This window comes from Dermabacter sp. HFH0086, assembly GCF_000413375.1.
Taxonomy (GTDB): Bacteria; Actinomycetota; Actinomycetes; order Actinomycetales; family Dermabacteraceae; genus Dermabacter; species Dermabacter hominis.
In genome coordinates, this window is record NZ_KE340308.1 from 2,112,363 (window position 1) to 2,130,516 (window position 18,154).

15 protein-coding genes are annotated in these 18,154 nt (G+C 64.3%); 5 read left to right on the forward strand and 10 right to left on the reverse strand.

Annotation, left to right across the window (positions count from 1 at the left end; genetic code table 11):
- Together HMPREF1484_RS09330 and HMPREF1484_RS09335 are read left to right on the forward strand one after the other, a co-directional pair.
- A complete protein-coding gene (locus tag HMPREF1484_RS09330) occupies positions 1 to 1,230 on the forward strand; it encodes a DUF58 domain-containing protein (protein ID WP_016664790.1) in 1,230 nt (409 codons plus the stop codon).
- A complete protein-coding gene (locus tag HMPREF1484_RS09335) occupies positions 1,227 to 1,808 on the forward strand; it encodes a hypothetical protein (RefSeq protein ID WP_016664791.1) in 582 nt (193 codons plus the stop codon). Before HMPREF1484_RS09330 ends, HMPREF1484_RS09335 begins: the two co-directional genes overlap by 4 nt.
- 25 nt (positions 1,809 to 1,833) lie before the next feature.
- On the opposite strand, the gene HMPREF1484_RS09340 is transcribed toward HMPREF1484_RS09335, so the two are convergent.
- The 9 genes from HMPREF1484_RS09340 to HMPREF1484_RS09380 all read right to left on the reverse strand — a co-directional run bounded on the left by HMPREF1484_RS09340 (position 1,834) and on the right by HMPREF1484_RS09380 (position 10,568).
- Entirely contained in the window at positions 1,834 to 2,922 is a 1,089-nt protein-coding gene (locus HMPREF1484_RS09340) for a hypothetical protein (RefSeq protein ID WP_016664792.1), read from the reverse strand.
- Positions 2,919 to 4,022 (reverse strand): tRNA 2-thiouridine(34) synthase MnmA, encoded by a 1,104-nt coding sequence (gene mnmA / locus HMPREF1484_RS09345; protein ID WP_016664793.1) that lies wholly within the window; start codon positions 4,020 to 4,022, stop codon positions 2,919 to 2,921. The genes HMPREF1484_RS09340 and mnmA overlap by 4 nt, the downstream gene beginning before the upstream one ends.
- Before the next feature lie 94 nt (positions 4,023 to 4,116).
- Positions 4,117 to 5,250: a cysteine desulfurase family protein gene (locus tag HMPREF1484_RS09350; RefSeq protein WP_040386574.1), complete on the reverse strand. Its 1,134-nt coding sequence runs from the start codon at positions 5,248 to 5,250 to the stop codon at positions 4,117 to 4,119.
- Positions 5,244 to 6,125, reverse strand: coding sequence for a hypothetical protein (locus tag HMPREF1484_RS09355; protein WP_016664795.1), 882 nt, complete (start codon positions 6,123 to 6,125; stop codon positions 5,244 to 5,246). The genes HMPREF1484_RS09350 and HMPREF1484_RS09355 overlap by 7 nt, the downstream gene beginning before the upstream one ends.
- 2 nt (positions 6,126 to 6,127) lie before the next feature.
- The gene (locus tag HMPREF1484_RS09360; protein WP_016664796.1) at positions 6,128 to 7,138 is read right to left on the reverse strand and encodes a VWA domain-containing protein; all 1,011 of its coding nucleotides are present in this window, start codon (positions 7,136 to 7,138) and stop codon (positions 6,128 to 6,130) included.
- Positions 7,135 to 8,151, reverse strand: a complete 1,017-nt coding sequence (locus tag HMPREF1484_RS09365) for a VWA domain-containing protein (RefSeq protein WP_232049704.1) — start codon at positions 8,149 to 8,151, stop codon at positions 7,135 to 7,137. Before HMPREF1484_RS09365 ends, HMPREF1484_RS09360 begins: the two co-directional genes overlap by 4 nt.
- Positions 8,148 to 8,612, reverse strand: a complete 465-nt coding sequence (locus HMPREF1484_RS09370) for a hypothetical protein (protein ID WP_016664798.1) — start codon at positions 8,610 to 8,612, stop codon at positions 8,148 to 8,150. The genes HMPREF1484_RS09365 and HMPREF1484_RS09370 overlap by 4 nt, the downstream gene beginning before the upstream one ends.
- A complete protein-coding gene (locus HMPREF1484_RS09375; protein WP_016664799.1) occupies positions 8,599 to 9,492 on the reverse strand; it encodes a DUF58 domain-containing protein in 894 nt (297 codons plus the stop codon). The genes HMPREF1484_RS09370 and HMPREF1484_RS09375 overlap by 14 nt, the downstream gene beginning before the upstream one ends.
- 8 nt (positions 9,493 to 9,500) lie before the next feature.
- A complete protein-coding gene (locus HMPREF1484_RS09380; RefSeq protein WP_016664800.1) occupies positions 9,501 to 10,568 on the reverse strand; it encodes a MoxR family ATPase in 1,068 nt (355 codons plus the stop codon).
- 134 nt (positions 10,569 to 10,702) lie between these two features.
- Here HMPREF1484_RS09380 and glgX point away from each other — a divergent pair, with 134 nt between their 5' ends.
- Genes glgX through glgB form a run of 3 tightly spaced genes read left to right on the forward strand, consistent with a single transcriptional unit; the run spans position 10,703 to position 17,189 of the window.
- Positions 10,703 to 12,904 carry a glycogen debranching protein GlgX gene (gene glgX / locus HMPREF1484_RS09385; RefSeq protein WP_084813960.1) on the forward strand — a complete coding sequence of 734 codons (2,202 nt, stop codon included), beginning with the start codon at positions 10,703 to 10,705 and terminating at the stop codon, positions 12,902 to 12,904.
- 37 nt (positions 12,905 to 12,941) lie between these two features.
- Positions 12,942 to 14,960: an alpha-1,4-glucan--maltose-1-phosphate maltosyltransferase gene (locus HMPREF1484_RS09390; protein ID WP_016664802.1), complete on the forward strand. Its 2,019-nt coding sequence runs from the start codon at positions 12,942 to 12,944 to the stop codon at positions 14,958 to 14,960.
- A 24-nt stretch (positions 14,961 to 14,984) separates the two neighbouring features.
- The gene (gene glgB, locus HMPREF1484_RS09395) at positions 14,985 to 17,189 is read left to right on the forward strand and encodes a 1,4-alpha-glucan branching protein GlgB (RefSeq protein WP_016664803.1); all 2,205 of its coding nucleotides are present in this window, start codon (positions 14,985 to 14,987) and stop codon (positions 17,187 to 17,189) included.
- 79 nt (positions 17,190 to 17,268) lie between these two features.
- Here glgB and HMPREF1484_RS09400 read toward each other — a convergent pair whose 3' ends face one another.
- A complete protein-coding gene (locus tag HMPREF1484_RS09400) occupies positions 17,269 to 18,141 on the reverse strand; it encodes a co-chaperone YbbN (protein WP_016664804.1) in 873 nt (290 codons plus the stop codon).
- Positions 18,142 to 18,154: the final 13 nt, after the last annotated feature.

The window sequence follows — 18,154 nt, forward strand, 5'->3', positions numbered from 1 at the left end:
ATGCGTACAACCCAGGCCTATACGCGCGCGGTACTCGCAGCCGCGGCGTTCATCCTGTACGGCGTGCTCGGCTCACGCCTCGACGCCCTCCTTGCTGGGTGTGCGCTCGTTGCCTGGATTGCGGTCGCCCACATCATGCGGCCGAGCGAGGCGAAGCCGGCAACGCTCGAGGCCGCGGAAGCCAAAGTCAACGAGGGTGAGAGCGTCACGGCGATCGCTCGCGGTGCTCGCGGAACACTCGTGACCGTGGGCGTCCACATGAACAGCGGGCTCGAGTATTCGCCTCGATGGGCGGTCATCACGGGTCTCGAAAGTACGTGGGTTCGGGCGACGCCCCGGGTGTGGGGCACGCACGAGTTCGGCCCGTTCACCGTGCAAGAAACCGATGCGCTCGGGGCGTTCCGACGCCACCGGCACCACGCAGCGCGCAACGTTTCTGCCGTCGCGAGTGCAACGGCGAAACCTCGACCCCTTCCCCTTGAGCGCGTCCTCGGTGTGAGCGGTCCCCATACTTCCCGCACGAAAGGTGAGGGGACGGCGCTCGCCGACATCCGCCCCTACCGCGCGGGCGATCGACTCAAAACAATCAACTGGCGCGTGACCTCACGCCGGGGAGTCCTGCACACGAACGAGACCTTTTCCGAACGAGACACGGACGTCCTCATCGTCGTCGATACGATGGCCGATATCCGGCCGATCGGTGCCGAGCCCGGGGATGGCCGCGCCTCGAGCCTCGATATGAGTGTTGAAGCTGCGACGGTGCTCGCGCGCCATTACCTCTCGCTCGGCGACCGCGTGGGCCTGCATGATGCGGGAGCGTTAATCGGGTCGATCCCCTTCGGCACGGGCGAGCGTCACATGCGACGCATCCTCGAAGCGCTTTCGGCCGTATCGCGCGACAAGTCCGTGTCTCCTCGTTTACGTCGGGCCCCGCGCATCCGCTCCGGCACACTCACCATCGCGTGCACTCCCCTCCTGAGCGAAGAGTTCATCGGGCAGATTGGCCTTCTACGCACGATCGGCGCGAACCTCACAATCATCGACACACTTCCCGCAGAACTCACGAATACCGCGCGCCTCACGGGTGCTCCCATGCGCCGCATCGACGGGATCGAGGACACTCATCTGTGGGACGAGGCATGGGTTATTCGCGGATTTGAGAGGCGCTTCGTCATCGCCGATCTTGAACGACGCGGGATTCCCGTGCGCCGCCTCGAGGAGGCTCTGTGATCCGTTCCCTCACCGATCATCTTCTCGATGCTTTCGACCTCGTTCGGGCCGTCTCTCCCACTCAGTGGTGCGCGAGGATCGGCGCGCTCGCCGCGCAAATCGCCGCTGCGCTCGTCGTCGCGGCGGGTGCAACGGCTGGTTTTACGGCACCTCTCACGATGGGGATCATACTGCCGTTTATCGCGCTCGCCGTACTCAACCTTCTTCAACTAGCCCAGCCGGGATCAGAGGCGGGACTCGTCACGTTCGCGGTGTGGATCTTCGCTCTGTGGGCCTCGCCTCCGCTTTCGCTCGCACCGGCAATCGCCTTCGCGATCCTTGTGCTCGCGTCGCATTCCCTGTGGGCACTCGCCGCGCGTTCGCCCGCCCACGGGCGAACGAGCACGAAGGCCCTGATTCGCGTCGTCGGCGCGCTGAGCCTCGTACTCGGTCTCGCCGCGGCGCTCATTGCAATCGCCCTCGTTCCAGTCGCCTTCATGCGCCCGGAAGCAATCCCGAGCGTCATGATCCTCGTCGCGATCCTCGCTGTTTTCGGAGCGCTCGCGTGGCTGCTTCTACCGCGTACGAGCTCGAAGTAGCGGGCGTCTTTCTCGCTTAATCGCCCTAGTCGCTCACGCGTTCGGCAAGGCCCGGCGCGGCGTGCATGATTTCGTCCATGTCGCACGGGCGCACGAAGGCCGACGCGCCATTTTCACGCGCGGGGTCGGCCGCCCGTCGCCGCGTAACCGCGAATGCGAAGCCGCGAGCCTCGCGAGCGGCGTAGCCAAGCTCGTTCCACGCGGCAAGGACGTGCCTCATCGATCTCTCGACCGCGCCCGCCGTCGCCAGGAAGCGAATCTCGACGCCTCTTTCTCGGGCGTCGGCAAGCGCCTCCCACGCACCACCAACGGCCGCGAGGTCTCTCGAGAGTGGATCGAGGGCGATACTACGCACCCCCGCATCGAGGGCCGCACGCACGATCCCCACTCGCGCGTCAACGGCGAGCGTGAGTTCTTCCGTTCCAATCCCCCGCTCGGCGGCCCCGGTTATGCAGGCCGAAAAAAGATCGGTGAGCCCCGTACGGCCTATGGCGCGGTGGAAACGATAACCGGAAGCGGTACGCACACGCCCCTCAACGGCCCGAAGTGCTCCTCGCTCATCGAGCATGACGCGCGGCCGTGCGCCAGATACGCGTTCGCGAAGCACGGAAACCTCGGAGCCGATGCCCTCGGCAATGAGGGTGGGAAGCTCCCGCACGAGCCCCGCATCGGCGAGCGCGAGCTCGCCGGAAGCCATAAACACCGAAGAGGCGCACGACACGGGCCCGAGGCGCACAAGGCTCAACGGCCCCTCATACTCGAAAAATGCGAGGCGAGCCGCGTCGAGGCGCGCAAAGGCCGCATCGCGGTTGGCGCGCCATCGTGCGCCTTCGCCCGGGCCGATCCGCCAACCGTACGGGGCGAGGTCTCCCGACACCGGCAGCATCGCGAGGCTCGCCGGAAGAACGTGATCGAAGGAGTCCTCGCCTCCGAGCGCGAGCGAGGGCTCCACCCCGAGACCCGCCTCAGGACTCGAACCGAGAAGGGAGCGCATCCGCGTCAATCGACCGAGGAGGCGGCCACCATCAATGTCCGCGGCGGACTCGGTGAGAGCGAGGGTGCCGTCGGAAAAAATCGTCACGAGCGAATCGGGCGCTCCCCCGTGTGCTGTCATGCGCGCGCGTCGAGAGTTGCCGAGGCGAGCACGCGGTCGCCCGCGTACAGCACGAGGGTTTGACCGGGCGCGACCCCGCGGATCGGTCGAGCAAGCTCGACACTGACAGAGGCGATCTCTCCCTCGCCCTCCCGGTCGGCCTCGACGCCCGTGATGACGCCCGCAATTGCCTCGCCGTGTGCGCGAATCTGCGCCTCGACTTCGCGGCCCTTGTCAAGATCCTCGAACCGCACCACATCGCTCGCGATGAGCGTGCGCGTCGAGAGCAGTTCGGCGGCCCCCACGACGACCTGGCGCGCCTCGGGCTTGACGTCGAGTACATAGCGCGGCTTGCCATCGGCGGCTGGTCGGCCCAGGTTGAGCCCTTTACGCTGCCCCACGGTAAAACCGTACGTGCCCGAGTGCTCGCCGAGCACCCGACCGTCCGTATCGACGATTTCCCCGGGCTGCTCACCGAGCTCACGCTCGAGGAAACCGCGAGTGTCCCCGTCGGGAATAAAGCAAATGTCGTAGCTATCAGGCTTGTGGCCGACTCCGAGCCCACGCCGATCCGCCTCGGCACGCACCTCTGCCTTATCGGCGAAATCTCCGAGCGGGAACACCGAGCGCGCAAGCCCTTCGGGCCCCATCACCGCAAGCACGTAGCTTTGGTCCTTGAGCATGTTCGCGCTCCTGTGGAGCGAGCGCGCACCTTTCGGGCCTTCGTTCCTAATCGAGGCATAGTGGCCCGTGCACACCGCATCGAATCCAAGCAGACGAGCGCGGTCCATGAGCGCCGCAAACTTGATCCGCTCGTTACAGCGCACGCATGGATTCGGGGTGCGGCCGCGCGAGTACTCCGAAAGGAAATCCTCCACCACGAGGTCGTGGAAGTCGTTAGAGAGGTCCCACACGTAATACGGAATCCCAATATGATCCGCCGCGCGGCGGGCATCCGAAGCGTCTTCGACCGTGCAGCACCCGCGCGAACCGTTGCGGGTCTGTTCGCGGTTTTTCGACAGCGCCATATGCACACCCACGACATCGTGGCCCTGCTCAACGGCGAGCGCCGCAGCCACAGCCGAATCGACACCGCCACTCATCGCGGCAAGAACCTTCACCTCGCGCCTTTCACTCGCATGCGTTGCAAACGCCTCCACTGTACAAAGCGAAAGCCCCGCACACACGATGTGCGCGGGGCATCTCACGAAAGAATCAGCGGTTCGACGCGACCGCTCGCGCCTGCTCGAGAACCCCCGGGAGGACGCGTACGAGCGCCTCGACATCCGCTCTCGTGCTCGTCCACCCGAGTGAGAACCGGATAGCGCCGCGCATCCGGGTCTCCGAGTACCCCATTGCGCTGAGCACGTGGGAGGCCTGCGTGACGCCAGCGTGGCAGGCCGATCCCGCCGAGCAGTCGATGCCTTCCTGGTCGAGGAGGAACAAGATCGCGTCCTGGTCGGCGCCCTCGAAGCACACGTGCACGACGTGCGCAGAACGCGGGGCGTTCTCGGCCGTGAAATGGGCGCGGGGATCGATCTGGCGGATGCTCTCACGCAAATACCCGGCAAGCGCCTCCCTTTCTTCGCCTTGTGACTGGCGCTCCTCGGCGCTCTCGCGAAGTGCCACCGCGAGCGCGGCAGCGTGGGGCGCATCGAGCGTGCCTGAACGAATACCGCGCTGCTGCCCGCCACCTGTGCCGAATGCCGACAGCTTGATCGACGGGTCGGCGACGAGGAGGCCCGCGCCCACGGGAGCGCCGATCTTGTGGCCCGTAATCGAGCACAGCGGCACCTTCGCAAAGTCCGGTGGCGCCATGTGTGCCATGGCCTGCACCGCGTCGGTGTGGACGACGGCGCCATAGCGAGAGGCGAGCTCGGAAAGCGCCTCGAGGTCCTGGATGACTCCAGTCTCGTTATTCACGAGGGCCGCGCTCACGAGAGCGGCAGAGTCTCGCCCCTCGGAAGGCGCCAGGAGCTGCTCGGTCGCGGCGAGATCGAGGCAGCCGTCGGAATCCACCGGCGCGAGATCCCCGCCAAGCGCACGCACCGTATCCACGACCGCGGGGTGATCCGTCGCAAGCCCAACGACGCGCCCTCCGATCCCGCGAAGGGCGAGATTGTCGGCCTCCGTGCCACCGGAGGTCATGATGATCCAGCTGCGCGGAACGCCAAGGACATCCGCGATCTCCGCGACGGCGTCGTCGAAAATCCCGCGCACGCGGCGCCCCGAGGCGTGCTGGCTCGAGGGGTTGCCGAGGGTGCGGGCGGCCTGCGCGTACGCGTCGAGCGCGCTTGGGCGGATTGCCGTTGTCGCAGCGTGATCCAAATACACGCGAGTTCCTACCATGGTTTCGTTACTCCCTTGTCGTCGCCCTTGCCGTCTTCGTCTCCCTCGCCGTTCGAGGGGTCATCGCCGCCGTTCTGCTTCTTGAGCTCCTCCTGTTTCTTTTGCTCCTCGGGATCGGGCGTAGGGGTGTGGCCCTCGTTCCCCTTCCCCTTCGGGTCATTCTTCTTGGGATCGTTTTCGGGGTTTTCCTCGTCGTTTTTCCCTTTGTCGCTGGGCCCCTCGCGCTCCTCGTTCCCAGCTTCGCGGTCGGCTTCCTTCCGCTCTTCCTCGATCTGCTTGCCCGTTTTCCCGGTCGATTCCTTATCTTCGTTGGAATCCGAGGAGCTTCCCCCGTTTTGGCACGGCTCGAGGATCTCTTCGGCCCTATACAGAAGGTCCGCGCGCTCATTCGGGTCTTCAATAGCCTTCGCTTCTCCAGCCATCGCGACCGCGAGGTTGTTGCGGATCTTGCACTCGGCATGCGGTGGTTTGTTGAGGTCCTTCCCCGTCGTCCACTCGCTCAACGCCTTTTCAAGCTCTCCGCGCGCCTCGGGGAACTTGTTTTCGCGCAGGAACGCGGTGCCTTTCGTGAGATGCGGAAGGTAGGGCTCGAAAAGGTTGAGTTTTTCGACGGGACCGAGACGGTCACGCGTATCTTCGTACTGCTCGTTCGAATACGCTCCCAGAGCCCACGCCTGGGTGAGCGGCATCGAGACGAAGCGCACGATACCCGCGAAAAGGAGGAGAACGGGGATCGCGATCAGCAATGTGCCGATCACCCGCAGGGTAAGAAAGCGCCCGCGATCAATTCCGTAGCCGCGCCCTTTTCGCGCCGAGCGGCGAAGGCCGAAGCGCTCTCGCACCGTAAGCCTCTGGTCGTGCGAGCCTTTCGACATGGCTATCTCCTTCCGGCGCGCGCGACGTCGGCGCGAGACAGGGGCTTGGGCAGGCGCAGAGTGAGAGTGACAAGCTCCCACACTGCCAGGAGCGTGAGGAGGATCGAGGCGATCCAGTACCAATCCTCAAAGCTAGGCGTGGGCTGTTCCTCGGTCGAGTCAATGAACTCGAGTTTGAGGTTCTTCCACGTTTTCTCGAGGGCTGCTCCATCCTCGCCACCGGTGCGGTGGAAGTAGGCAACGCCCATTTGCTGCGCGATGAACTGCAGGTTCTTTTCATCGATTTTTGAAAGTCCCCGACCGCCCGCAGGGTCCTTAATATATTCGCCATCATGCTCACCACCCACGGTTTTCATGGGGCCGCCCGCCGCGGTGCCATAGCCGAGCACGGCGCCGCTGTCGAGCCTTCCGCCGAGCGCCCCGAAGGGCTCTGATTTCTTCTGGTCGGTGTTTTCGCCATCGCTCAAGAAATACACGATGACGCGCGAATCAGGGTCTTCTTTTTTGGTTTGTTCTACGAGCTTCTGGAGAGCGCCTCGCGGGCGGTCGACGTTCGATCCGCGCGAGTAAGCGGTTGTTTCGGTACGTGCCGTGTCGATCCACGACTTGACCGCGCCTGCATCGGTCGTGAGCGGAAGCTGCGCAGAGGCACTCGAATCAAACGTGAGAATCGAAAAACGCGCGCCTTTCAAGCCCTCCATGATCCGAGCCATATCGGCTTTGGCCCCCTCGAGGCGCGGCTTCGAGCCGTCGTAGTCTTCGGCGTTCATCGAGCCCGTGAGGTCCACAACGAAGATCACGTTCGCGTTGAGGCGCTGAGTGCTCAGCGTTTCATCGCCCGTCACGGGCCGCAGAGCCACGACGGCGAGAACGAGCACCATGAGCAGGCGCCGCAGCCAGTCGAGACGTGCTCCCTTGCGCACTCCGAGGAGCACGGCGCACGTGACCGCGAGCGGAACGAAAATGAGGGCGATGGCCCACCACGGCATGAGGGGATGCAGTCCAATATTCATCGCTGCCTCCACCCTACGACGACCACTCCGATCAGCATTGCGAGGCAGAGCCCGAAGAACATGGCGGGATGGTCGGTGCGGATGACTCGCGCAATCGCGCCCATGTCCCGCGCCTGTGCCTTTTGAATCTGGGCGATAATCGCTGGAATCGCCCCCGGGTCAGACGAGGCCCAGAAGCCACCGCCCGATCGTTCTGTCTCGGTTTTGAGTTCATCCGCGCAGTGTCCCTGGCAGGCCGACGCCCCCGGATAGAAGGTCCACATCGTGATGTCGCGCTCGATCAGGGTGTCGACGGCTCCGGGGAGTTCGTAAATGCCGGTGCCGCCCGGTTCGTTATCCGTTGCGAGGACCACGAAGCGCGAGCGTTCCTCTTCCGCGTGGTCGAACAACTGACCGCACGAGGCGACACCGTTGCCGATAAGCGAGGGCGGGTAGGTCTCCGAGTAGGTGCCGCCCACAAAGTCCCAAAATTTCTGGATGTCCTCGTCGCTGTACTGGGCCGTGCCGAGCCTATGGGCGACGGGATTGTAGTTGAGAGCTTCGATCCCCCGCTTGAGCTCGCGTCGGATCAAACCGTAGTCATTCGTGAGCGGGAAGACCGTGCGCGAGTTCGAGTTAAAGATCGACAGCCCGACGCGTTCTCCCTTGAAGCCATCGACAAGCTCGAGGTAGCTTTCGAGAATTTCGCGGTCGAAGGGGAGCATCGAGCCGGAAATATCGAGGCACAGCACGATGTCGCGGTTCTTGAATGACGGGGTTTCAACGCGTTCGCTTGCGAGGCGCCCGGAAAGGAGGGCCCCGGACAGCACGAGTATGCCCGCGAGCGCGACGCTCACGAGGCGCAGAACGCGCGAGGTTTTTTGTGCGCGCCGCACGCTCGGTAGGTGGTCGAGGTAGCTCGTGTTCGCGACGAACAGCGCGCGATTACGCACGGCACGACGGTTGAGATAGGCGAAGGCCCACGCGATGAGGCCCGCGATCAGGAGGAGGCAGCTCACCCACCAGAAACTCATGACCATGCGCGCACCACCCCTCTAGCCGCGTGCAGACTTTCGGAAAGGCGCGTGCGACTGTCGCGGGCATAGCCTGCTTCGTGGGTGCGGGCGAGGAGATTTCCGACGGTCTGCGTGCGCGGGTCGGCCTGAATCCGTTCGACGGGTTCTTGGCGAATATCGAGCCCCTCGCTGCGAAGGACAAAGACACGCAGGATGGCTTCGAGATCGCGATGTCCCTCGCGCGCGCTCTTCTCGCCTGCGTCGACGGCTTCCCCGAGAGCGTTGATCGAGCGGAGGAATTCGGCTTTGAGGGCGTCGGTTGCGCCGGGGCGCTTCGCGTAGGCGCGTCGCTCGACGAGCCAGCGGGTGAGCTTCACAAGGGTCGTGATGAGCGCGATGATGACGTGCGCGCACAGCACCGCGAGGATGAGCCACGCAATCGAATACTGCGGCGGGTCGATGATCTCAAGGCCGTCCATTACGTGCCCCCTGTCTGCGAAACATCGCGATCATGTCGTCAACGATCTGAGAGTCGCCGTCGGTAAGGGTGTGGACGATCCCGAGGGAGTCGAGCATCGCCGTGATGTCAGCTTCGCGCTTCTCGCGGAACGCGTCTGCTTCCTTTTGCACGGCCGCGACCGTGCGCGTGTGGCGAAGGATTTCGCGCGGGTAGCCGGGGTCGATGAGTGCGGCATCGAGGTCCAGGCGCCCGAGCGGGTCGGCGTCGCGGATGCGCACGACCAGCACGTCGTGGCGCGTCATGAGACGTCGAAGAGCCCCTTCACATTCTGGTCCGGGGTTCGCCTCGTCGGTGATGAGGAGCATGAGACTTGAGCGACGCGTGAGCCTGAGGGCCCGCGTGAGTGCCCATTCAACATTCGCGGGGGCCCCGCCGAGGACGGTGTTCTTCTGGAGAGTTCTGAGGAGGAGTTCGAGGTGGCCGCGCGAGCTGCGCGCAGGAAGCTGGAGCTGATCGCCCGGGGTCCCCGCAACGAGTCCCACGAGATCGCCGTTGGAGTGGGCGAGGTAGCACAGCAGGCCCGCGGCGGTCACGAGGGCGTCGCGCTTGGAGGTTCCGTCGGCGGCGCTCGCTGCCATCGCACCCGACGTATCGCCGATGACGCACAGGTAGCGTACGCGCTCCTCGTTGAATTGGCGGATGAGCGGCTCGCCGCTTCTTGCGGTCGCCTTCCAGTCGATATCGGAGATTTTGTCGCCGGGCTGGTAGTACTTGAGGTCGTCGAAGTCTTCGCCGCTGCCTTTAAACAGGGAGCGCCCGCGGCCCGAGATGAGACCACGCACCTTTTTGGTGGTCGTGATCTCGATCTTGGCCTTGACCTTGGTTAGAAGCGACGCCAAAGCGGCTCCTACGGAAGTGGAACCGCGGAGAACACCGCGTCGATGATCGTCTCAGGCGTAATTCCGCTCGCGAGTGCGTCGAAGGTCATCACGAGTCGGTGGCGCAGCACCGAGTAGCGCAGGGCCCGTACGTCGTCGGGGGTAGCGTAGTCGCGTCCTTCGACGAGCGCGTGGGCCTGCGCGACGCGCATGAGTGCGAGCGAACCACGGGGCGATGCGCCCACGCGCACCGATTGGGTGAGGTTTTGAATCGGGCGCGGGCCCGAGCCTCGGGTCGAGAACACGAGGTCGATGATGTAGCGCTTGACCGCGGCATCCACGTACACGCGGTCGACCGCACGCTGAAGGAACTCGATGTCCTCAAGGCTCACGCTCGGCCTCGAGCTCTTTGGCGCAGCGAGCGTGCCCGAGGTCGAGCGATCGAGAATCTCATGCTCTTCCGCGGGCTTGGGATAAGTGAGAATTTCCTTCATGAGGAAGCGGTCCATCTGGGCTTCGGGCAGCACGTAGGTGCCCTCTTCCTCGATGGGGTTCTGGGTCGCGAGCACCATGAACGGGTGCGGGAGTGGATAGACCTCACCGCCGATTGACGTCTGACGCTCCTGCATCGCTTCGAGCATCGCCGACTGGGTCTTTGCGCTCGAGCGATTGATCTCGTCGAGAAGGACGATGTTCGCGTGCACCGGGCCGAGCTGGGTCGTGAACTCACCGGTGCCATAGTTGAAGATCTGCGTACCGATAATGTCGTTCGGCATGAGGTCGGGCGTGCACTGGATTCGGCGGAACGAGCCGCCGATCGCGCTCGCGAGCGCCTGCGCGGCAGTCGTCTTCGCGAGACCGGGCACAGACTCGAGCAACACGTGGCCACCGGCGGCGAGGCTTGTGAGAAGCGCGAGCCGCAGACGCTCCTGGCCGACGACCCGCGTGCCGAACACCTCGGCGATACTCGCGACAATATGCGCCGCCCGTTCCCGCTCAGCGGGGCCGAGCACGGGGCTTTCCGGTTGGAACGTCCGCGTACGGGAGGGCCCCTGCCCCACCGGACGAGGCGAAGGCGCCTGACCATTCATACTCATGCACGTACCTCTTTTGCCGCTTCCCGATCGGTCACACGTGCGCGAGCGCGCGCACTACGGCATGACAATACCGAACCGGACTCGACGCCACGTCAAAAACACGGCAAACGCCAGATCTCTGAAACAATGTGTGCGTGACTGTCCCCCCTCCACCAACGACGCCCGGTCTCACCGTGAACGAGGCAGGCGTCGGAACGTATTCGATCCCTGCCCCGCGCGCCGAACGGATTGAGCTGTGCATATTCGACGCAGGCCGCGAGCGCCGCATCCCGCTCCCCCACGTCGACGCGGGCGTGCACTGGGGAGCCGTCGATGGCCTCACCGAAGGGACCCACTACGGACTACGCGCCTACGGTCCTTGGGCGCCCGAACTCGGCCTCGTATTCAATCCCAACAAGGTACTCGTCGATCCGTACGGGCACGGCATCGATCATGCCTCGGCGCTCCTCGAATCGATGTTCGCCCACACCGTCGATTCGGCACTTCGACCCACGCAGCCCCTCGAGCGCGATCCGCATGATAACGCCGACTCAGCGATCCACTCCGTCGTCACGCGCGTCAATCCCGACCGCTTCGACCCCGCGCTGCGCCCCCGCACCCCACTTCGGGACACCATCATCTACGAAGCGCACGTCCGCGGCTTCTCGAAGCTCAACCCGGATGTTCCACCCGAGCTTCGCGGCACCTACGCGGGCCTCGCCCACGAGGCCTCCATCGCCTACCTGCGCGAGCTGGGCATCACGGCGATCGAGCTGCTGCCGATCCACGCGGCCCTCGACGAAGTCCACCTCACGCGCCTCGGGCTGAGCAACTACTGGGGCTACAACACCCTCAGTTTCTTCGCCCCCAATCCGCGCTACGCCACCCAGGCCGCACGTGACGAGGGCCCGAGCGCAGTCCTCGCCGAAGTCCAGGACATGATCAACGCGCTTCACGCCGCCGGCGTCGAGGTCATCCTCGATGTCGTCTACAACCACACGGCTGAAGGCGCTAAAGACGGTCCGTGCGTGTCCTTCCGCGGGCTTGACGCGCGCGAATATTACTGGCAGGACTCGGGCCACCTCGCCGACTTCACCGGCACGGGCAATACCCTCGACGCGCGAAGCCCCTACGTCGTGGACCTCGTCATGCGCTCGCTGAGGTTCTGGGCAAACACCGTGGGAGTCGACGGGTTCCGCTTCGATCTCGCCACCACCCTCGCACGTGGTGAGCACGGCTTCGATGCACAGCACCCTCTTCTGACCGCCATGCGCACCGACCCCGCGCTCGCGGGCATCAAGCTCGTCGCCGAGCCGTGGGACGTGGGCAGCTTCGGGTGGCAAACGGGCAACTTCCCGGCGGGCATGAGTGAATGGAACGACTCCTACCGCGACGACATTCGAGGCTTTTGGCTCTCGAGCACCCGCGAGCTGAGCGAGAACGGCGCGCCGCAGCACCCCTATATTCGCGATCTCGCCACTCGGTTTGCGGGCTCCGCAGATATTTTTCGACGCGCCGATCCGCACGATCTACCCGAGGGTCGGTCGATGCGCTCGCCGCTCGCGTCGATCAACTTCGTGACCGCCCACGATGGCTTCACGCTCACTGACCTCACGACCTACAACGACAAGCACAACCTCGCCAACGGCGAGGACGGCCGCGATGGCACCGAGAACAACCGCTCCTTCCACCACGGCACGGAGGGTCCCGATGCGGCGCTCGAGGCCGTGCGCGATCGAAGCGCCCGCAACCTCCTCGCAACGCTCCTCACGAGCGCTGGCGTTCCTATGATCACCGCGGGTGACGAACGCTTGCGGACCCAAGAGGGAAACAACAACGCGTATTGCCACGACGGTCCTCTCACGTGGCTTTCGTGGGACTCGAGCGAGCGCATTGAACGCCACCTCGCCTTCACAAAAGCAGCGATCGCCGCTCGGCGCGCCCTCAGTTCCCTTCGCCCCTCCACCTTCTTCGACGACGCTAGCCTCGAGGATCGCGAGCCGGGAGGCATCAGGTGGCTCAAGGGCGATGCCTCGGCCATGAGCCACGCCGATTGGTTCAACCCCGAACGACGCCACTTGAGCATCGCGATCCCCAACCACGACGGCCTCACCATCGTGGTGATGAGTAACGAACAGGGACCTCGAGAGGTGCGCTTGCCCGCGAGCGCTTGGGGTGCCGGTCCGCTCAGCATCGCACTGGACTCTTCGCTCGGAGGCGCACGTCTCGACCGGGCGAACGAGAGCCTCCACCTCGACGGACCAACGGTCGTCGTCGTGCAATCCGACGGTTGGCGATCGCCCGCCTCTCGAGACGAAAGTGCAGACAATCTCCCAGCGCACCCCGATAAACTTTGAGGCGCAGATCACGACCATGCCGAGATTGGGAGGCACCATGGCCACGAAGGCGAAAGCAGCGATGACCACCGGGATCGGGCGAATCCCGATCACCTCTGTCTCACCGAACGTCGACGGCGGTCGCTTCCCCGTCAAAGCGGTCGTGGGCGAGCGCGTGCGCGTTCATGCCACGAGCTTTCGCGAGGGCCACGACCAGATGGGCGTGCAGCTCCTCGTGACGAATCCCGAGGGCGACACGGTTCGCTCCCCGATGACGTGCACGAATCCTGGACTCGACCACTGGGAGGGCAGCTTCCGCCCCGATCGTGAAGGCGAATGGTCGTACAGGGTCGAGGCCTTCGACGCCCCCTACCTCACGTGGGCCCACAACGCCGAGGTCAAAATCGCCGCTGGCGTCGACGAAGAACTCATGTGCGCCGAAGGCGTGATCGTCCTCAAGGCTGCGCTCGCCGAGATCCCCAAGAAAAAACGACCCAAAACGCACAGGGCCCGTCTCGAAGCAGCGATCGACGCTCTCACCAATACGAGCCTGCAGCCGTCGGCCCGCATCGCCCCAGCCCTCGCCGCCGACATGCACGAGGCGATGACCGAATACCCCCTACGCCGCTGGCCCACGCGTTCCGCAAAAATTGCCGTGAGAGTCGAGCGCGAACGTGCACTGTATGGCTCCTGGTACGAGTTCTTCCCGCGGTCAGAAGGCGCGCACTTCGACCCTGAACAGGGCGGCTGGACATCCGGCACACTCGAAAGCTCACTCCCGCAACTTGATCGCATCAAGCGCATGGGCTTCGACGTCGCCTACCTCACTCCCATCCACCCCATCGGCACAACGCACCGCAAAGGGCGCAACAACACGCTCACCGCGCTCGAAGGCGATCCGGGATCGCCCTACGCGATCGGCTCACCCGACGGTGGCCACGACGCCATTCACCCCGACCTCGGCACGATCGAGGACTTCGACCGTTTCGTCGCGCACGCGAAAAGCCTCGGCCTCGAAGTAGCCCTCGATATCGCGCTTCAGTGCTCCCCCGATCACCCGTGGGTCAAGGAGCACCCCGAATGGTTCGTCGTTCGTGCTGACGGCACGATCGCGTACGCCGAGAACCCACCGAAGAAGTATCAGGACATCTATCCCTTGAGCTTCGATACCGACTATCGCGGCCTGTACGAGGCGATTCGCGACGTCCTCGAATACTGGATTTCGCACGGCGTCACGCTCTTTCGCGTCGACAACCCGCACACGAAGCCCGTGCGCTTTTGGGAGGAGCTGCTCGCCGAGTTCCGCGAAACCCACCCCGAGGTGCTCTTCCTCGCCGAAGCCTTCACGAAGCCGGCGATGATGCACACGCTCGCCAAGGTCGGCTACCACCAGTCCTACACGTACTTCGCGTGGCGCCACAGTCCCGAAGAACTTCGCGAATACATGGAGGAACTCAAGGCCGCGGCCCACTACATGCGGCCGAGTTTCTGGCCCACGACCCACGACATTTTGACGCCTTTTATGTCCGACGGTGGCTGGAATGCATTCCGCCTCCGCGCGATCCTCGCGGCCACCCTCTCCCCCACGTGGGGAATCTACTCGGGCTTCGAGCTTGTCGAACACCAGCCGCGACCGGGGGCACAGGAGAACATCGATAACGAAAAGTACGAATACAAGCCACGTGACTACGAGGGTGCACTTCGCTCCGGTCGCTCGCTCGAGCCGCTCCTCACGCGGCTCAACGAGATCCGCAAGGCCCATCCCGCACTCCAGACCCTCACGACGACCCGCTTCCACGGCTCAGACGACGACCGTGTACTCGTGTTCTCCAAGCACGTCGAAGGGCGCGACACCGAAAGCGGTCTCGACGACACGATCATCGTCGTCTCGATGACCGAGACACACGGGGGCACGTCAACGTGGGTCCACATCGACACCGAGGCGCTCAACATCCACTCCGACTTCATGGTCGAGGACCTGCTCACGGGTGAGCAGTTCCTGTGGGACCGCGACAGCTACGTCGAGTTGAACGCCGATTTCCGGCCTGCCCATATCCTCCGTGTTATTCGCTACTGAGCGCCGTCACCAAAGGAGATAGACATGAGCGCACCACTTCCCCTTCTGCCCGCGAGCGAACACGAACTCGGTTCAGTCGCGACCGGTTCGTACTATTCGCCGCATTCGATCCTCGGCCTGCACGAATACGAGGGCGGGTACACGATTCGCACGCTCAAACCGTTCGCCGACCAGGTTGTGGCCCTTGTACGCCTCGAAAACGGCGAACGCCTCGAGATCGAACTGCACCACGAGTACGACGGCATCTTTAGCGCCGCCTTCGAGGCTCCCGATTCCCCGATTGTGCTGCACCGCTTGCGCGTGACGTGGCCCGGTGGCGGCACCGAAATCGTGGACGAGCCCTACCGCTTCCTCCCGACGATCAGCGACTTCGACCTGCATCTCATCCGCGAAGGGAGGCACGAGGAGCTTTGGCGTGCGCTCGGCGCGCACGTACGCACCCTCGACGGCATTCAGGGCACAAGCTTCACCGTGTGGGCACCGAACGCCGCCGCCGTGCAGGTGATCGGCGACTTCAACGGGTGGAATGGCCGACGCACGGCAATGCGATCACTCGGCGATTCAGGCGTGTGGGAGATCTTCCTTCCCGGAGTGCGCGCGGGCGCGGTCTACAAGTTCCGCATCCTCGGAGCCGACAGGGTATGGCGAGAAAAGGCTGACCCGATGGCCCGCCTAGCCGAGGTGCCGCCCGCGACCGGAAGCGTCGTCGTCGAATCAGATTTCGAATGGAGCGACGATGCGTTCCTCGCCGAGCGCGCCGCGAAGAATCCACTCGAATCGCAAATGTCGATCTACGAGGTTCACCTCGCCTCGTGGCGCCCCTTCGCCTCCTACCGAGATATCGCCGAACCCCTCGTTAAGTACGTCAAGGGCATGGGCTACACGCACGTCGAGTTCCTTCCGCTCGCTGAACACCCCTTCGGCGGCTCGTGGGGTTACCAGGTCACGGGCTACTACGCGCCCACCTCACGCCTCGGTCACCCCGACGACCTCCGCTACCTCATCAACGCTCTGCACGAGGCAGGAATCGGGGTCATCATGGACTGGGTTCCCGCTCACTTCCCGAAGGACGAGTGGGCGCTCGGACGCTTCGATGGCACCGCGCTCTACGAACACGCCGATCCACGCAAGGGTGAGCACCCCGATTGGGGCACCTACATTTTCGACCTCGGCCGCACCGAAGTGCGCAACTTCCTCGTCGCCAACGCGTGCTACTGGCTCGAAGAATTCCACGTTGACGGTTTGCGCGTCGATGCCGTCGCATCGATGCTCTACCTCGACTATTCGCGAAACGAGGGCGAGTGGATCCCGAACCAATACGGTGGGCGCGAGAATCTCGAAGCGATTGACTTCCTCAAGGAGGTCAACGCCACCGCTTATAAGCGAGCCCCGGGCATCACGATGATCGCGGAGGAGTCGACCTCATTCCCAGGGGTCACGAAGCCCACCGACCAGGGAGGCCTCGGCTTCGGGTTCAAGTGGAACATGGGCTTTATGCACGACACGCTCGAATACCTTGGCCAGGACCCGATCTATCGGCAATACCGCCACCACGAGCTGACGTTCGCGATGGTCTACCAGTACTCGGAGAACTTCATCCTGCCGATCTCTCACGACGAGGTCGTTCACGGGAAGTCACCGCTGCTGCGCAAGGCCCCCGGCGATGACTGGCAGCAGGCGGCGAACCTCCGCGCCTACCTGAGTCTCATGTGGGCCCATCCGGGCAAGCAGCTACTGTTCATGGGCTGCGACTTCGCGCAGGGAACGGAGTGGAACGAGAACCAGGCACTTCCCTTCTGGCTCCTTGACTTCCCGCTCCATCAGGGCGTCAACGATTTCGTGCGTGACCTCAACCGCGTACAACGCACCTACCCGGCACTGTACGAGCTGGATCAGGAGGGTGCGGGTTTCCGATGGCTCGATGCTGATGCCGCGGGCCACTACCTCGTGGCGTTCGCACGCTTCGACCGCAAGGGCGATCCGGTCGTGGCAATCATCAACTTTTCACCCGAACCGTGGCGTGGCTTCCGGATCGGCCTTCCCGAGGGCGGCGCGTGGGCCGAGGTGCTCAACTCCGACGCTTTCGCTTATGGCGGCAGCGGCGTGGGGAACCTCGGCCGGGTCCAGGCGGAGCCTGTCCCGTACGGCGGCCTCGACTACTCGGTTCGCCTGAGCGTTCCGCCGCTCGGTGCGGTGTTCTTTGTTCCGGAGCGCGCGGCAAAACAGTAGCGTCGACGGATACGGAAAAGGCCTGCGCTCCCCGAGGGGCGCAGGCCTCTTCTCCAGGCGTTGCCGGTCTCTTGGTGCCTTAGAACATGAGGCGGCTGAGCTTCTTGCGGGCCTGAAGCACGCGCTCGTCTTCGACGCCTACGACGTCGAAAAGCTCGAGCAGACGCTCACGGATGCGATCGCGCTCCGAGGGAGCGTCGCGGAACGACGTCAGAAGGCGCGCGAAGGCATCATCGACGTGTCCCCCGAGCAGGTCGAGATCAGCGGCAAGGAGTTGAGCGTCGATGTCCTTCGGGTTCGAGGCCGCGGCCTCGCGCCCGGCCTGAAGATCGACGCTTTGCGTGCGGCGCATAAGGGCAATCACGGCGAGGCCCTTCTTCGCCTCCGAATCACCGGGGTGCTCATCGAGGTACGCGGTGAAGGCCGTCTCGGCGCCGTCCATGTCGCCGCTCTCCATCGCGGTGTAGGCCTTTTCAAGGGCTTCGGGCAGCGCGGCTTGCTCGGTCGTCTCGCGCGGGGCCTCTGTGTGCATGCCTTCCTTCGCGGCGAGCCCCGCGAGTTCCTCCATGACGGGGGCAAGCTGCTCTTTCGTGACCACGCCTTCGAACAGCGGCTGGACCTGTCCCTTCATGAGAAGCACGGCCGTGGGGAGCGACTGGATCCGAAGCGCCGCCGCGACGCGCGGCTGCTGATCCGCATCGAGGATCGCGAGACGGATCGTGCCAGCATGCTTAGCCAGAACCGAACGTAGATCGTCCGTGAAGGCTGCTCCCCCGTTGACGCGTGCGCTCGTCACAAAGAGGATCGTGAGGTGCTGATCGGAGTCTTTGATGAGGCTCTCGAGGTTCGCCTCATTGACAGCGACTTCGCCCTCGAGCGGATCGGAGGTGCCACCGGTCTGGTTTTCCTTTTTAAGCGTGTTGAAGTCCATCACGCCGTACGAGCTCGTCATCGTTTTCTCCTTT